Here is a 14,543-nt window from a genome sequence, read left to right on the forward strand (position 1 = left end):
AATATAATTAATTAAGGGGGATTCAAAAATGAAAACAGTAATGTGGTTCAGGCGTGATTTGAGACTTCAGGATAATAAGGCGTTATATCATGCTTTAAAAAATGTAGATTCGAAAGAATTGATATTAATATTTCAAGTAAACCCACAACAATTTATAAAAGACAGCCCTAATCACGATGCTTTTTTTTCAAGCGTAGCTTTATTCAAAAGAAAAGTTGATAAAGAGTCCCATTTGCAAATTATGTTTGGAGACCCTTTGGACTCATTTATTCGTTTAAAAGAAAAACTTCCAGAATGGACATCTATTTATTTTAACGAAGACACGTGTGGTTATGGTACGTTTCGCGACCAACAGGCAATTAGTTTTTTTGAAAAAAATAAAATTGAATATTCAATTTTTCAGGACACCTATTTACACGGATATAATGAAATAAGGAAGAAAGACGGTGGAAGTTACCAAATATTTACGCCATATTATAATAATTGGAAAGAAGCAATGAAGGAAACGCCAATTGATGTTCCCTACACTTCCGAAAAAATTTTTTCTGAGTCATTATTTCCTGAAGATGAAAAAAGATTCAATAAGATGATGGATAATATCCCTATTGCGAATTTTTGTAGGGGGGAGGAAGCGGCACAATCCATGCTAGAATCCTTTATTTCTAATGATTTACAATCATATGAAAAAACACGTGATTTTCCTTACAAAGACAAAACGAGCCATATATCTACATTTTTAAGAACTGGAGAAATTTCAATCCGGACAGTTTGGCATAAGCTAGACTCAGTCGTAACTAGTCTTGGTAAAGAGACATATAAGAAGGAATTAGCCTGGCGAGACTTTTATAATATGATCTACAGTACATTTCCTCAACAAAAAGAAGTAGCAAATCAAGAAAAATTTCGCTACATTAAATGGGAAAACGATCAAGAAAAATTTGTTAAATGGCAAAATGGACAGACTGGTTATCCTATAATAGACGCTGCAATGCGTCAGCTTAAAGAAACGGGCTGGATGCATAACCGCTTAAGAATGATTACTGCTTCTTTTTTGGTGAAAAATTTGCACATAGATTGGCGATGGGGTGAAAAGTATTTTGAAAAGATGTTGATTGATTATGATGCGGCTAGTAATATTGGGGGATGGCAGTGGGCAGCATCTACTGGAACGGATGCTGTTCCGTATTTTAGAATTTTTAATCCTGCTGTTCAGTCAAAGAAATTTGATAGTGAAGGTTTGTTTATAAAAAAATATGTCATCGAATTAAAACAAGTACCTACAAAATATATCCACCAACCAGAATTAATGAATAAAGAATTACAAAATCGATACAACGTGAATTTGGGTGAGTCTTATCCTTATCCAATTGTAGATTATGCTGAAAGTAAGAAAAAGACAATTGTTCTTTACGAATCTAGCAAAGAATACTACAGAGAAATGCTACACAAAAAATTAAGATAATCAATCAAAAGAAACAGCTTTAGCAACGTTTTATTTCATAACTTTCTTGTCATAAAATGGAAACTGATTGAAAAAGTATTTAACTCAATTGTGGTATGTTTAAATGCTTTTTCGATCAGTCTTTTATAAGATAAAGTGCAAAGAGATTTTTAAGTAGTATGGAATTAAATTATTTGTAATAGAGAGAAACATTAATTATAATTAATATTAACTTTATAAGTAGGGTCAAAACTCATATGGGAGATTGTGCGGGTTCAAATCCTGCTTGGCCCGTTATTAATGGAAATAGACAAGGAGATAATCATCTTTGTCTTTTTTAATTTGTAAAAATAATTTAGTTAACATAAGATATATTATTAAAAGTAGTTAGAAAAGGGCGAATGTTAGGATTAAGTGCAACATATGATTGTTTTAGTATAACAATAGTTCGTGTTTTGCTCTGTTATATCACGTTATGATTTTTCTATATATATTGTTGTTCGTTTTATTTTTTTTAAACCAATGTGAAATTTGTTTGTAGGTTTCTAGAAAACTTTCGATATTTGGAATCGGGTCGTTTAAGTAATTTACATATATTTTTTGTTTTAAATCGTTTGTTTAGCAATGTTTATCATTAAATTTGATTAAAGAAATAAAAAGAGAACTAGAAACATCTAGTCCTCCAAGCATAAACCAAAGTAATATATCCTATTTGACTTGAATTTGCACCTAATAGCAAACCATACGTATTGTGCGGTATTTTTACTAAGTCGTTCTTTTATTTGCACAAATGCTCTAACCTATTCTGTATTTATCATATGTAGTCTTCAGAAATTAAGTTGTATTTGACATTATTTTAGTAATTTAATTTTAATTCTGTTTCATCGGAATAATTCACTATGTGAGCCTATTCTAGCTAAAGTTAGAATTAATTTATCACCATCAATTTTATAAATCAACAACCAGTCTGGTTCAATATGACATTCTCGTGTGCCTATATAATTTCCTGTTAGTGCATGGTCTTTATACTTTGGTGGCAATGTTTGTTGTTCTTATAAAAGTACTAGTACTTCTTTTAACTTCTCTAAATTCTTTCCTTGTTTCTTTGCTTTCTTAAAGTCTTTTTTGAATTGGTTCGTGTAAAATATTTCAAGCATTTAAATCCTCCATTAGAGCATCAACGGAAGAAAATCCTCCATGAACATTTCCTTCTTTTAAGTCCTTTAATGCTTGTAAAGTCTCTTTATTTCCCTTATTAATCATAAAAGGAATTGCTTGCTCATTAATAGACTGTTTTAAAAAAATAGTAATTGCACTTGTCATGTTTAAACCTAAATCATCAAATAATTGTTCTGCTTCTTCTTTTAAATTTTCATCAACGTTTACATGTATAGGTTTCTTTTTTGTCGTAGCCACTGCTATCCCTCCTTTATGTGAATAATAATAACATGTAATGTTGTTAAAAACAACATGTATTTTGTTTGTTTGATTTAAATGTTCTATCTTATAAAGGATACAAGATTTATGTAAATGTTGTGGTTTAAGACACCTCTTCTTCTAATAAATATTCTTTACAAAGCATTAACAAGACTGATTTTCCTACACGACGAATCTCGGTAATAACCTTAATAAAGTCAGAATCTTTAAATTGAATAAGCTAATTAAAGCAAATAGACCTTTTAAACATTTTCATCCTTCTGTTGAAGTAAAATTCTATTATAAAATTATTTCAACATTATTTGAAGTTAACTTCAAATAATGTTGACTTTTTAAAACAATAGGAGTTCAAACAATCTCACAGTGCTATGTATCAATGTGAGAAAACCGACTGTTATTAATTTGTAAAAAAATGAGTAAAATAAATAATGTATTCGATTTTTGATATTAAGTAATGTTGCATATAGTATTAGCAAAATTTTAGCTTAATAAAATTAAATATGCTAGAATTTTATTGTAGGAAGCATATTATTCACTTCTTTACAAATCTATCTTAGTCTTAGACAGTCGGCGGAAAACGACTGTCTATTTATCTGGTGAAGTATTTTAGGTATGTCTATTTAGTGGTCGATTAGACATGAATAAAAGAGCGATTCTGAAAAGAATCGCTCTTTTATTTAGTTAGTTGTAAAGCGTCCTAAGTAATCCACGTTGAAGTCAAAACTAATTCCAGGAATGAAATCAAAAGAACCTTGACTACTCCATTGCCAAGCGGCTGTATCTGTGTGCAATAAATTATTAGCACTTGGGTTCGCCGGCCATTCTGCTACCCAACTATTTTCTTTACCTAAAACGTCATATTCCATCCAATTATTATTGAACCAACTAGCGCTAGAATAATGGACAACATTTTTAAAGCCACGTTTTGCTAATTGATCTCTAAAGTAGACAGAAACTTTTGTGGCATCTGCGTTAATCATTGGTGTTGTTTCTGCATCATTAACCATGACACTATTTTGGGATAGCCCTAATTCTTCTGCGTAATCCGCATAGTAATTGGCTTGATCAATTGCTTCTTGTTGATTTTCAAACCAAGAAAAATGATATGTTGAAACAGTTAGACCTGCTTTTTTGGCATTGGTAATTTGACTAGGGGCTAACGGGTTTTTGTAGGTTGTTCCTTCAGTTAATTTGACTACTACGCCTTTAATTCCCATGTTTTTCATCTTTTGAAATTGTTCTACAGAAATCTCTCCATTATGAGAGGAAATATCGATAAAATCCACTCTAGGAGGTGTTTCACTGAGGCTGCGTTTACTTCTTAGTAAGGAATAATTGACAGGGTCATTTTGAGCAAAACTTCCTAATTCATAGTTACTCGTCACAATATTTTTTGCTTCTGCTGGAACACTTGTTATAAGACCTCCAAAAGTTAGGCCTATTCCTAAAACAAATAATTTAGCTGAAATTTTCATTTAACCATTCCCTTCTTCTTCTGTTGTATGGTACATTAACAGGATAGATCATTAATGAAAAATAATAAATGTTTTTTATTATTACATATAAAAGGTTAAGTTAAACGGTTTTAACAATGAACGCTTGTAAGACATATAAACTACTAGTCTCATTGGTAAGTGCTGCATGCGTAACAACTTGAATTTTTCTTTAAAATGAAGCCTTTAATTTATAAGTCCTCAACATTGTATTCGGTGTATCCTTCATAATAATAGCTAATATCAATACCCTTCATGAAGATTTCTCTATCATTAATTTTATCAGTTAAAGCATTTGAGATTAAATATTTAATTTCCAAATCTTTGACTGGACTTCTTTCCATTGCAGATAAATAATCTTCTTTATCAATTAAGTTCCAATCTACAACCTGCTTTAATTCTTTTTTCAAAATTAAGTCTAACCATATTCTCGTTGCTCTACCATTGCCCTCACGAAAAGGATGTGCAATGTTCATTTCAACATATTTGGCTACAATTTCATCTAAATTTCTTTGGGGCATTTTATCTATATGTTCTAAAGCGATTTCTAGGTACATTACTGGTGCAAAGCGAAAATTTCCTTTAGAAATATTTTGACTTCTAACTTTACCTGCAAATTCATAAATATCTTCAAACAAATAATTATGAATATATGATAGCCCCTTGAATGTTCCAATTTCTACTCTGTCAATATCTCCAGAGTCATATAATTGTTTTGCCTTTTCTTTACTGACACGTTCCTCAACTCTGTTTAACTCAAGTTGGTTAATAATACCTAATTTGTTTTCTAACAACTGAATTCACCGCCTATTAATTATTAATCCTTTTTTTCAATAACTTTTTCAACTTTCATGCTAAGTTTTTCTATGTATTTTAGCACGAAATCTACATAACAATCAAAAATATAAAGACACTTGCTATTCTCATTTTTTCATATGGTAAAAATAAACTCAATGCCATTTTTGAGATATGCTGCATCGTCATGATAGATTATTGATGATGTATAATAAACACTTTTTTTCTACATATAAGATATTAATTTATATAGTTTTAACGATGAATGCTTGTAAAATATCTAATTTACTAGTTTCATTAGTAAGTGCTGCATTCCTAACAACTTGTATTATTCTTTTAGATGAAATTTTTAATAACCCTATTTCTTTAGGAAGCTGTTTAAGTGCAATGAGTGAGATATCTTCAGGAACAACGACCCAGCTATAATTAGTTTTAGTATTTAAAATTATATTGTTAAGTTTGTTATCCGAAAAAACTATTTCGATGCTATGTGTATTTAATTCTTGTGTGTATTTACTAGACACGTTTTCTAGCAATAAAAAATCTAAAGTAACAGATCTCATCAATAACGAAGAATAAAAGGAAAAATTGGGAATTAGCTTATAAACTGATTTTCCTTTGTGATATGAATTCTTAGCAATTTGTAACCACGAACTTTCTGACAATGCAAACGAAAAATCAGATATAGTAAATATTTGTTCGTCACTACTATCAATTTTAGAGTATCTATTCTTTTTAACGATTCCCCCACCCTCTTTAGCTTGAATCGTTTTAATAGTTGACCAAGTGTTTACTAAATCAGATCGCTTAATATCTTTTACTAAAACTTGTTGCATTAATTCATCTTTTATTTGGCTGTTTCCTTGGCTAATTTTTTCTACTAATTCAAAGTTATCTGGACTGACTTCTACGTCCTCTATGTTAGGAACACTAACTCCCCTACTTCTTGCTCGTTGTTGGTAGTCAAAGTATATTTCTCCTGCTTTTTTTCTTTTCCATATTAGAGATTCAGTTACTCCTGTTACATATGCTAAATGTTTAATCCACTGTGTAAAAGAACTATACTCATTACGCCATAATTTACTATATTCTACTTCTCTTATTAGCTCGTATAGACGCACCCATGAATGAGTATCCTTAGACAATATTTCTTCAATTTCATGTTCTATTTTTCTTAGGTTCAATTTATCCTCCTTTCTGTCTATTTACTATAATACGTTATAGTAAATAGACGTTATAAAAAGAAAGAATTCATGAACATTAAATATTATATGTATTCTTTCTTCCTATTATAATTAAAAAATGTATTCAATGATTTGATCTATTTTAGCCATATCCTTTAATGGTAAATGTTCTATTTGGCTTAACTTTCTTTCTGTAAAATCTAAAGATTTTAATTGGGAAATAACGACTTGTCCATGAGTTTCCATTTCATCAGGTAATGTATAACGAGTGGGCATGTTTTTAATTGTAGAAGTTATGGGACAAATTACTGCAAACATTGTCTTTCTATTAAACTCATATCTAGAAACTACTAGACCTGGACGTCTTTTCTGTATTTCTTTTCCAGCTGAAGGATCGAAATCTATCCATACAATATCGCCCTTTTTAGGAATATATTTCTTTTCGTCACTCATTAAAATAATTCTCTCCCTCCAGGTTCAATGTCATGCCATTCATCTTTTTCGTAGTACTCCCCTTCTAATCCACCACTAAATGGATCTTGTAATTTAGGGACTAATGTAATTGTCCCATCATCAGAATACATCACTATATATTCTTGGTCTGCTTTTGGTTTCTGTCCGTTATTAGATGGTAAGGTCAATACTACAGAACTTCCTTGTTTTCTAGATTTTGTGGTTAACATACAATCACCTCTTGTCTTTTATTATACTAAATAATTAAATAGTTTCAAATAACTATATACTACATTTAGTTAACTTAGTGTGATTTAATTAAATAGTCGAAATTAGATATTTTAGAATTAATTTGTTAGGTTCAGAAACTTAAAAGTTTTTGACCTCTTTATTTTTTCGTGCTATACTTGGAATTATCAAGTGTCAAAAACTTATGTTCAGAAAAGGTGAAGAAATTTTGTCTATTTATGGTTATTCAAGAGTAAGTACTAGTAATCAAGATTACAAAACCCAGATTCAAAAACTAGAACAAGCCGGATCAGAAAAAATCTTCAGTGAAAAATATACGGGAACAAAAAAAGAAGGAAGGAAAGAATTAGAAGAACTACTTTCTATTGTAAAAACTGGCGATAAAGTTTTAGTGACGAAAATTGATCGGTTGGCTAGAAGTATTGTTGATTTAAATTCAATTATCTCTTCTTTAAACAATTCAGGAGTGACTATCACCTTCTTAGATAATGCCCTAACCTTTGAGCCAAATAAAAGTGATTCTATGCAAACGTTAATGATGAATATGCTGGGTAGCTTTGCGCAATTTGAAAGAGATTTAATCGTGACGAGAACGCAAGAAGGGAAACAGTGGCATCGAGCGAACAATAAAAATTATCGAGAAGGACGTCCGAAAAGAGTTCTAAATGATAAATACAAACATGCACTAGAGTTAATGGAAACAAACAGTATGCGGGAAGTAGAAAAGAAAACAGGAATTTCTTTATCTACACTCAAACGAATCAAGAAACAAGCAAAGGAAGAACAGTTACTTAGTGAGAAATAATTCAGGAGTGGTTAACATAGAGAATAGAGAAAAGATTATTCAGTTGTTGAAAAATTCTTTAGTAACAGGTTATGGGATAGAGATAATGTCAAATGGGCGACTCTATTCAGCAAACTTCCAAAGATATAAGAATCGAGTAAAGAAAGAAGAGAACCCGTTGATTATTTTTGAGAGCATGACAGAAAAAGTTGAGCAGGTATTTTTAGAATTAGCTGAAGAAGTCATACGAACGAACCCTAAAACAAAACAAGAATTCAAGGAAATGATTAAAGAATATAGTTATAAGGAGGATAACAAATGGTAGTTCGAAAAATATATGATCATTGGGGGATCGAAATCAGCACATGGAACAAAAGTAATATAGTTACTTTTATTGATTGTGACTGCGGTCAATTAGCTAAAAGAGAACTAGGAAAGTATAATCAGTTTAAATGTGATAGATGCAATAAAGATTACAAATTGTATCAAGGCAACTATATCGCAATTGATGAAAAAATAAATGAAGTAGCTCAAAACGATTGAAAAAGTAAAAAAGATTGTTTGATTGTGTACTTTCAATAATTTAAAAAAGGTGGAGAGTTTAATGAATTTTGGGTATTTGAATTTTGGAACAAAAGACGCCGTTTTAGTGATCGCAATATTTATTATCTTAATTTTAACGGTACTGTTTCGTTGGTCAGCTTTAGAATTTGTCTTTTCTTCAGGTGCAGTAGGAATTGCTTTTTTTGCTGGAAATATGAAACAAGACAAAAGGATATCAGACAGGCAAAACAAAAAGATAGATAAGAGGTAAATGAAATAATAGCGAAAACGATGCACGACTCCAATAGGGATTTTAACTATTTCTTGAAGGTGTACCAGATAAAGAAGTTGAAGAAAAAAAGGTATTAACAGACGAGACGGACTCTTAAAAGGTATCGTCAGCATTACGGAGTTACTGCAGAAAAGAGAAAGAAGGAAAAATAAAGTAGAGAAAAATTCTACTCCATAAAAAATACTTGTTTGATTCTGTATTACGTTAACCGACAAATTGTTATAATTTGATTAAAATATTAAATATGATATAATTTTTTATAATTTAGTCTGAATTACAATTAGTTGATTAGCATTATTTCTACAGAGGAGATGATAAAATGGGTATATTTACTAATTTTTCTGATTTTTTAGAAGAAAGAAGAAAAAAGAAACATGATAAAATAAGAAAAAAAGCTGAAGCTATGAAGCGTCAAGGTAAAAGCCCAGTAAAGAAGGGCTGGGGAACAATGGTCGATACTGGATCAGGTGGAATAAACAAAAACCCAATTGATAGAGTTTACGATATAGGACAACAACAGAAAAATTTATCTTCTAAAAGTGATGAAAAAAATAAATTTTCAGAAGACTAAAAAATAAAGAAAAGAAGTTAAAAATCTTCTTTTCTTTATTTTTTGGACTTAAATTAATTTTCTTGCTTGACTAATAAGTCTGTAGCTTTTAAAGATGATGGAATAGGATAAGGTCCTCCTTGAAGATAGAGAGTTCCTGCGTAGGTTCTCCAATTTCCTGGAGCATAGCCTGTAGAAATTAGTGTCAAATATCCGTGGTATCGACGCTTAACTGCTGTATTTTCGACTGAAACATAAATTGTTGCAGGCGGGTATCCAACGTACGAACGGTAAGTTGTGTAATACCAAGTGCTAGGAGCATATGCTGCACTTTGTTGGATAGCGTCGGTAGTAGATAAGCTAGACGATAATTGTTCATTTAAAACATCGGGTGCATAAGATTCTTGTGATGGAGTAACATTTGACTCTTGTGATTCTGCATTTGTCTGTTGGGAAAATCCGAATAGAATGATACTAGCAAGAAATAAAAATAAAACACTTTTAAATTTCATAATTAACTCCCTTTTCTATAATTAAATGTTAATTAATATTTAATTATAAGTCAAGAATTTATAAAATTAAAATAATAAAGGAGGTTTAAACATGAAAAAAAATATTCTAGAAGAATATAGAGCTACTAAAAACAAAGGAGAAGATTTTTTACATTGGTTATTAATTAGGAAAGTGAATACCTTTGGAAAAGTAGTTATCGCGATTATATTATGGCTTTTGTGGTTAAAATACGCATTCAATCTAGTATTCATGGTGAACTTTCTAAAAATAACAGTATTAATTACAATTATTTACTGGCTGACTGATATCTACTTGCGCGTTAAAAACAAACTAAAAAAATAATGACTGTAGATTTCTGAGCTACTTTAAATTCAAGATAATTCGGAAAACTGAAATTTTGCTGTTGCAAAACAGAACGTTAGTTCGTATAATGTAACTCGAAAGGACGGTTTTTTGCATGAAATTTGATTATTCCAAAGAACCCCGGAGAGATGTTTTATGTATCGATGTAAAATCCTTTTACGCGAGCGTAGAATGTGTAGAACGTGGCTTAGATCCCCTCAAGACAATGCTTATAGTAATGAGTGGTGCGGATAATGCAGGCGGATTAGTGCTTGCTGCTTCGCCACTGGCAAAAAAAGTCCTGGGAATTTCTAATGTGACTCGTAAAGATGAAGTGCCTGATCACCCAGAACTGCTTATTGTTCCACCAAGAATGAATTTATATATGAAGAGAAATAGTGAAATTAATAATCTACTCAAACGGTTTGTGGCAGATGAAGACCATTCTGTTTTTAGTGTGGATGAAAGCTTCATTGATATAACTGCTTCTCTGAAGTATTTTAATTGTGATACTGCTTATCGATTGGCCAAAATTATTCAACGTGTCATTTATAACCATATGGGGCTGTACGTCACGATTGGCATTGGAGATAACCCATTGTTAGCCAAGCTGGCCCTAGATAACGAAGCAAAAAATACAACAGGTTTTGTTGCAGAATGGAGATATGAAGATGTACAAGAAAAAGTTTGGTCTATCTCCCCTATCACTGAATTTTGCGGGATTGGCAAGCGTATGGCTGCTCGTTTAAAGATGTCAGGAATTGAGTCGATTTATGATTTAGCACAAGCAGATCCTTATCTATTAAAACACCGCTTTGGTGTCATGGGATTACAACTGTTCGCACATGCTTGGGGCATTGATCGTAGTTTTTTAGGAGAAAAAAGCCAGGTGGCCAAAGAAAAATCATTCGGTAATAGTCAAGTATTACCTAGAGACTATGCTCGAAAGGATCAAATTGAATTAGTGCTGAAGGAACTTTCAGACCAGGTAGCAACCAGGTTAAGAAATTCAAACTGTCAAACTGAATGTGTTTCAATTTTTGTTGGTTATTCTAAAGGACAAGTTGATGGACTGGGCAGGTCTGGTTGGCGAAAACAGCTTAAAATCGCTCGTAGCAACAACACAAAAGTGTTAACCGAGCATGTTTTGAAACTTTTTCGAGAAAACTATGTTCCTGGTATGGATATTCGAAATTTAGGAGTCTCCTTTGGAAAGCTGGTTTGGGATACTACACTTCAAATAGATCTCTTCTCCCCTCCTGAAGAACAAATAATAAACAATCAGTTAGACTTTCTAATTGATAAAATCCGTCAGAAATTTGGTTTTAAAGCATTGATTCATGCGTCCTCACTTCTTGAAGGGGCGACAGCTGTGAATCGTTCGGGCTTAGTTGGTGGTCATGCAGGTGGCAACGTCGGTCTTGGAGGTTAACAAATGAAGAAAACTAAAAAGGAATTTACACCTTATAACGATTATGTAGACCGCCCTTTTGATTTGAAGTGGCCAACTGCTTTCCCTTTAGGAGAGTTGCAAGCAGCAATCAAAGAAACGGATGAATTTAATGCACGAGAGATTGAAAGACTGCCACAGCAATCTCAAGTACAAATAGAATACTTATTAGATCGCTCAATTAAACAAAATAAAGTGCTAGAAATTCAATTAAATTCGTTAGACGAATATGGTCGTGTAAAACCTCATGTTTTCGGAGTTTTTCGTGGCATGGCTGAATTTGATGTTGTTTTAATTGGAGATTTTCAAATTGATTTTTATGACATACGCTATATTAAAATTCATAACTTTTTGAAGTGGTCTGCAGTAGATACATTGGAAAATCCTTTCGCAGACGTCGTACTTCCAGAATTATCAGATGAAGAACAAGAATCAATCGATGCTTTTATGAAAGATTATTACGATGATGGAGAATTTTATGAAGAAATTTAACTACCAGGGTGCAGTGATTAAAGACAACAATAAAATAAGTGGCGTTGCATACGTACAGTGTGCGTGTGGATGTCTTGCGAGCAGAGTGTCAAGTGATTCAGGTAAGTACAAATGCTCGTTATGTAAACGAGTATACGTACTAAAAAGAGAGATAAAAGTTGAAGTAAAACACTGAAGGTTTACTACTGTATAGGTATATTCGAATTTATGTTATAATTATTGCGGCAACTTGCCTCCGATTGGGGGTGCTGTTTATGTACGAACTTATGTCTTTGGTTATTGCCCCACTTTTTGTGGGTCTAGTAATCTTACTAGTTGACCATTGGTTAGATGATTAGCAGATAACCATGCAAGTTGTCCTAACCCACACGTCTATCCGCAAGACGAAAAAAATAGCCCAAACCTGTGACGAGGTTTGGGCTATTGTGCTGTTCATATCGAACTTATGTCTTCCGCATTATTAGTATAACACATTATTAAAGAAGGTCAACAAAAAAGAAGCAGCTACGCCCTTCCCTTATTGCATGTTTTTTAGTACAATATTACTGCAAACGCATTAATAATCTAAGAAAGGAAACTTACCCACCATGTCTAGAAAAACCTTTGTGTATCCGCACCCTATCAACACATACATTATCAAGCAACTAGGGATTACTGTTGAAGAATTTTGTGAATTACACGCTTTCTCTCAAGGAACTGTTTCTTCTTGGATTACTCGCAACAAAAAAATTGAAACACTTCCTATCTCATTTATTTATTCTCTTTCTCTGTCTGCCAGCAAAACTATGGATCAGGTTTATTCAGACCTTTTAAAACTGCAAGACGATTATTTGCTGCACTTAGAACGCCACAGACGAACTAAAAAAATTATAGACGAAAAATGATATTGTAATATCACACTATTGTAACATCGTATAGTCAAACTATAATAATATTGTATTATTACAATATCACGTTGCTACAATTTCACTATATCGCGAAGTAACAATACTATGCAATTGTAATATCGTAATATTAATAAATCGCAATAGTATGACTCCACGATTGAACAATATTGTAATATCAATAAATTATGATATTGCAATATTGCGATATTGTGATATAATAATGACATAACATCACAAGGAGGACATTATTATGGCACGAATAATTTCAGTTGCAAATCAAAAAGGCGGTGTTTCAAAGACAACAACTAGCATTAATCTTGGAGCGGCATTGCATTTTACTTTTAACAAAAGAGTTCTTGTAATCGACATGGACCCTCAGGGGAATGCTACTGATAATTTTGGATTTGATATTGATGGTACGAATGTTCCAACAATTTATGAAGTATTAAAAGATGAAGCTTCGATTACTGAAGCTATTTTAAATTACAAAGGAATCGATGTAATTCCTGCTGATATTGCTCTCTCTTCAGCAGAGCGAGAATTTACACAAGTTGGTAGTGAACATCGACTTAAAAGAGTTCTTCAACCAATTGAAGAAAACTATGATTATATTATTATTGATTGCCCACCAAGTTTGGGTATATTAACAGTAAATGCGTTTACTGTCTCAGATGAAATTATTATTCCTGTAGAAGCAGCATATTTTTCATTAAAAGGATTAGTTAAATTGAACGAAACAATCGAGACTGTTAAAGAATACACAAATGAGAGCTTAATCATACGAGGCGTTCTTTTCACAAAATATAATGAAAGATTTAATATTTCAAAAGAAATGAATAAAACAGCAAATCAAATTTCTGATGCCCTCCACGTCAACATATTTGATACTTACATTAGACGAACTATCACTGTTGATGAAGCCCAAGCAGCAGGTTCCGACTTGATTAGCTTTAATAAGACTTCGACCGCTGAAGACGATTATATCCAGTTTACAAAAGAATTTTTAGAGAAGGTAGGAGATTTGAATGAGTAATAGAGGAAAATCAGCTGCGGAACGACTTCTGGGTACAGGAAAAGAAGACACCAATTCAACTAAAGCAACTACTCCCAATGACAAAGAATTAAAAACTACACATGAACACATTGTTATGAATAAAAAAAACATAGAAAAATTGATTAAGCAACAAGGTAACAGCAAAAGAAATGCTGATAGTATTCGGATCAATCCAATCCTTGCAAATGCTTTAAAATACTGGACTTCAATTGGCGAACCAGAAAAAAGCAAACCTGATGTTATCGAAGAAACGCTTTTGAAATCTATTCCTGAAGAGTATTTAATTAAAGGATATGAAATGGCAAAAAAACAAAATAAAATTTGATAATATTGTGGAATCACAATATTACAATATTAGACAACAACAATATCATAATATTGTTGTTGTTTTTTTTCTACAAACGCTGTTGTATCAATAATAATCTTTTGAACATTGTAATATCACGATATTGCAATATTACAATTGTATTATATCGCAATATCGTGATATAATAAGAAAGTAGGAAAATACTGATATATCAGTATTTGCAAGGGAAATAAAAGTAGGTTAAACTATAAACTAACAAAAACAGAGAGGTAAAGCT

General features: G+C 31.8%; 21 protein-coding genes and 2 pseudogenes. 14 read left to right on the plus strand and 9 right to left on the minus strand.

Going from position 1 to position 14,543, the window contains the following annotated elements:
• The first annotated feature begins 28 nt into the window (after positions 1 to 28).
• Positions 29 to 1,462, plus strand: coding sequence for a cryptochrome/photolyase family protein (locus MKZ30_RS13180; protein ID WP_249958819.1), 1,434 nt, complete (start codon positions 29 to 31; stop codon positions 1,460 to 1,462).
• A gap of 860 nt (positions 1,463 to 2,322) precedes the next feature.
• Here MKZ30_RS13180 and MKZ30_RS13185 read toward each other — a convergent pair.
• The 8 genes and pseudogenes from MKZ30_RS13185 to mazE form a co-directional block, all read right to left on the minus strand.
• Positions 2,323 to 2,598, minus strand: a pseudogene (locus tag MKZ30_RS13185) (type II toxin-antitoxin system YafQ family toxin).
• Positions 2,591 to 2,857, minus strand: a complete 267-nt coding sequence (locus MKZ30_RS13190; protein ID WP_016614869.1) for a type II toxin-antitoxin system RelB/DinJ family antitoxin — start codon at positions 2,855 to 2,857, stop codon at positions 2,591 to 2,593. The pseudogene MKZ30_RS13185 and the gene MKZ30_RS13190 overlap by 8 nt, the downstream one beginning before the upstream one ends.
• Before the next feature lie 127 nt (positions 2,858 to 2,984).
• A pseudogene (locus tag MKZ30_RS13195) lies at positions 2,985 to 3,095 on the minus strand (ATP-binding protein); the annotation flags it as partial.
• Positions 3,096 to 3,555: 460 nt separating this feature from the next.
• Positions 3,556 to 4,353, minus strand: coding sequence for a GH25 family lysozyme (locus MKZ30_RS13200; RefSeq protein WP_202473241.1), 798 nt, complete (start codon positions 4,351 to 4,353; stop codon positions 3,556 to 3,558).
• Positions 4,354 to 4,562: 209 nt separating this feature from the next.
• Positions 4,563 to 5,165, minus strand: a complete 603-nt coding sequence (gene fic / locus MKZ30_RS13205) for a protein adenylyltransferase Fic (RefSeq protein ID WP_010821245.1) — start codon at positions 5,163 to 5,165, stop codon at positions 4,563 to 4,565.
• Between the two features lie 246 nt (positions 5,166 to 5,411).
• Positions 5,412 to 6,350, minus strand: coding sequence for a hypothetical protein (locus MKZ30_RS13210; protein ID WP_010829201.1), 939 nt, complete (start codon positions 6,348 to 6,350; stop codon positions 5,412 to 5,414).
• Between the two features lie 111 nt (positions 6,351 to 6,461).
• Positions 6,462 to 6,803, minus strand: a complete 342-nt coding sequence (locus MKZ30_RS13215) for a type II toxin-antitoxin system PemK/MazF family toxin (protein WP_001278770.1) — start codon at positions 6,801 to 6,803, stop codon at positions 6,462 to 6,464.
• Complete coding sequence (gene mazE, locus MKZ30_RS13220; protein ID WP_249958820.1) at positions 6,803 to 7,033, minus strand: type II toxin-antitoxin system PemI/MazE family antitoxin; 231 nt, start codon at positions 7,031 to 7,033, stop codon at positions 6,803 to 6,805. The genes MKZ30_RS13215 and mazE overlap by 1 nt, the downstream gene beginning before the upstream one ends.
• 203 nt (positions 7,034 to 7,236) lie before the next feature.
• Between mazE and MKZ30_RS13225 the strand changes: the two genes are divergently transcribed.
• From MKZ30_RS13225 to MKZ30_RS13245, 5 genes are all read left to right on the plus strand, one after another.
• The gene (locus tag MKZ30_RS13225) at positions 7,237 to 7,857 is read left to right on the plus strand and encodes a recombinase family protein (RefSeq protein ID WP_249958821.1); all 621 of its coding nucleotides are present in this window, start codon (positions 7,237 to 7,239) and stop codon (positions 7,855 to 7,857) included.
• Positions 7,847 to 8,161: a hypothetical protein gene (locus MKZ30_RS13230; RefSeq protein WP_016616017.1), complete on the plus strand. Its 315-nt coding sequence runs from the start codon at positions 7,847 to 7,849 to the stop codon at positions 8,159 to 8,161. Before MKZ30_RS13225 ends, MKZ30_RS13230 begins: the two co-directional genes overlap by 11 nt.
• A complete protein-coding gene (locus MKZ30_RS13235) occupies positions 8,155 to 8,379 on the plus strand; it encodes a hypothetical protein (RefSeq protein WP_086318235.1) in 225 nt (74 codons plus the stop codon). The genes MKZ30_RS13230 and MKZ30_RS13235 overlap by 7 nt, the downstream gene beginning before the upstream one ends.
• A 61-nt stretch (positions 8,380 to 8,440) precedes the next feature.
• The gene (locus tag MKZ30_RS13240) at positions 8,441 to 8,650 is read left to right on the plus strand and encodes a hypothetical protein (RefSeq protein ID WP_002363054.1); all 210 of its coding nucleotides are present in this window, start codon (positions 8,441 to 8,443) and stop codon (positions 8,648 to 8,650) included.
• Between the two features lie 340 nt (positions 8,651 to 8,990).
• Positions 8,991 to 9,242, plus strand: coding sequence for a hypothetical protein (locus MKZ30_RS13245; protein ID WP_010711381.1), 252 nt, complete (start codon positions 8,991 to 8,993; stop codon positions 9,240 to 9,242).
• Between the two features lie 53 nt (positions 9,243 to 9,295).
• On the opposite strand, the gene MKZ30_RS13250 is transcribed toward MKZ30_RS13245, so the two are convergent.
• A complete protein-coding gene (locus MKZ30_RS13250) occupies positions 9,296 to 9,733 on the minus strand; it encodes a hypothetical protein (protein ID WP_208784554.1) in 438 nt (145 codons plus the stop codon).
• A gap of 91 nt (positions 9,734 to 9,824) precedes the next feature.
• Between MKZ30_RS13250 and MKZ30_RS13255 the strand changes: the two genes are divergently transcribed.
• The 8 genes from MKZ30_RS13255 (at position 9,825) to MKZ30_RS13290 (ending at position 14,284) form a co-directional block, all read left to right on the plus strand.
• The gene (locus MKZ30_RS13255; RefSeq protein WP_086318238.1) at positions 9,825 to 10,076 is read left to right on the plus strand and encodes a hypothetical protein; all 252 of its coding nucleotides are present in this window, start codon (positions 9,825 to 9,827) and stop codon (positions 10,074 to 10,076) included.
• Positions 10,077 to 10,191: 115 nt separating this feature from the next.
• Entirely contained in the window at positions 10,192 to 11,508 is a 1,317-nt protein-coding gene (locus MKZ30_RS13260; protein ID WP_249958822.1) for a Y-family DNA polymerase, read from the plus strand.
• A gap of 3 nt (positions 11,509 to 11,511) precedes the next feature.
• On the plus strand, positions 11,512 to 12,018 hold the full coding sequence (locus MKZ30_RS13265) for a hypothetical protein (protein ID WP_202254788.1): 507 nt from the start codon (positions 11,512 to 11,514) through the stop codon (positions 12,016 to 12,018).
• Positions 11,993 to 12,193, plus strand: a complete 201-nt coding sequence (locus MKZ30_RS13270) for an excinuclease ABC subunit C (RefSeq protein ID WP_242366021.1) — start codon at positions 11,993 to 11,995, stop codon at positions 12,191 to 12,193. The genes MKZ30_RS13265 and MKZ30_RS13270 overlap by 26 nt, the downstream gene beginning before the upstream one ends.
• A 91-nt stretch (positions 12,194 to 12,284) precedes the next feature.
• On the plus strand, positions 12,285 to 12,356 hold the full coding sequence (locus MKZ30_RS13275) for a type I toxin-antitoxin system Fst family toxin (protein ID WP_154080948.1): 72 nt from the start codon (positions 12,285 to 12,287) through the stop codon (positions 12,354 to 12,356).
• A 249-nt stretch (positions 12,357 to 12,605) separates the two neighbouring features.
• The gene (locus tag MKZ30_RS13280; protein WP_202584639.1) at positions 12,606 to 12,902 is read left to right on the plus strand and encodes a type III secretion system protein PrgN; all 297 of its coding nucleotides are present in this window, start codon (positions 12,606 to 12,608) and stop codon (positions 12,900 to 12,902) included.
• A gap of 253 nt (positions 12,903 to 13,155) precedes the next feature.
• Positions 13,156 to 13,938: a ParA family protein gene (locus MKZ30_RS13285; RefSeq protein ID WP_002404599.1), complete on the plus strand. Its 783-nt coding sequence runs from the start codon at positions 13,156 to 13,158 to the stop codon at positions 13,936 to 13,938.
• Positions 13,931 to 14,284 (plus strand): hypothetical protein, encoded by a 354-nt coding sequence (locus tag MKZ30_RS13290; protein WP_249958823.1) that lies wholly within the window; start codon positions 13,931 to 13,933, stop codon positions 14,282 to 14,284. The genes MKZ30_RS13285 and MKZ30_RS13290 overlap by 8 nt, the downstream gene beginning before the upstream one ends.
• Positions 14,285 to 14,543 lie beyond the last annotated feature (259 nt).

It is taken from the genome of Enterococcus sp. LX10, from assembly GCF_023539285.1.
Lineage (GTDB): Bacteria > Bacillota > Bacilli > Lactobacillales > Enterococcaceae > Enterococcus > Enterococcus faecalis.

Bases quoted from the DNA above. Each gene is read 5' to 3' on its own strand.
- MKZ30_RS13240 (WP_002363054.1), top strand. From the start codon at position 8,441: ATGAATTTTGGGTATTTGAATTTTGGAACAAAAGACGCCGTTTTAGTG.
- MKZ30_RS13235 (WP_086318235.1), top strand. From the start codon at position 8,155: ATGGTAGTTCGAAAAATATATGATCATTGGGGGATCGAAATCAGCACA.
- MKZ30_RS13250 (WP_208784554.1), bottom strand. From the start codon at position 9,733: ATGAAATTTAAAAGTGTTTTATTTTTATTTCTTGCTAGTATCATTCTA.
- MKZ30_RS13255 (WP_086318238.1), top strand. From the start codon at position 9,825: ATGAAAAAAAATATTCTAGAAGAATATAGAGCTACTAAAAACAAAGGA.
- MKZ30_RS13280 (WP_202584639.1), top strand. From the start codon at position 12,606: ATGTCTAGAAAAACCTTTGTGTATCCGCACCCTATCAACACATACATT.
- MKZ30_RS13245 (WP_010711381.1), top strand. From the start codon at position 8,991: ATGGGTATATTTACTAATTTTTCTGATTTTTTAGAAGAAAGAAGAAAA.
- mazE (WP_249958820.1), bottom strand. From the start codon at position 7,033: ATGTTAACCACAAAATCTAGAAAACAAGGAAGTTCTGTAGTATTGACC.
- MKZ30_RS13285 (WP_002404599.1), top strand. From the start codon at position 13,156: ATGGCACGAATAATTTCAGTTGCAAATCAAAAAGGCGGTGTTTCAAAG.
- MKZ30_RS13215 (WP_001278770.1), bottom strand. From the start codon at position 6,803: ATGAGTGACGAAAAGAAATATATTCCTAAAAAGGGCGATATTGTATGG.
- MKZ30_RS13265 (WP_202254788.1), top strand. From the start codon at position 11,512: ATGAAGAAAACTAAAAAGGAATTTACACCTTATAACGATTATGTAGAC.
- MKZ30_RS13260 (WP_249958822.1), top strand. From the start codon at position 10,192: ATGAAATTTGATTATTCCAAAGAACCCCGGAGAGATGTTTTATGTATC.
- MKZ30_RS13200 (WP_202473241.1), bottom strand. From the start codon at position 4,353: ATGAAAATTTCAGCTAAATTATTTGTTTTAGGAATAGGCCTAACTTTT.
- MKZ30_RS13225 (WP_249958821.1), top strand. From the start codon at position 7,237: ATGTTCAGAAAAGGTGAAGAAATTTTGTCTATTTATGGTTATTCAAGA.
- MKZ30_RS13270 (WP_242366021.1), top strand. From the start codon at position 11,993: ATGGAGAATTTTATGAAGAAATTTAACTACCAGGGTGCAGTGATTAAA.
- MKZ30_RS13180 (WP_249958819.1), top strand. From the start codon at position 29: ATGAAAACAGTAATGTGGTTCAGGCGTGATTTGAGACTTCAGGATAAT.
- MKZ30_RS13290 (WP_249958823.1), top strand. From the start codon at position 13,931: ATGAGTAATAGAGGAAAATCAGCTGCGGAACGACTTCTGGGTACAGGA.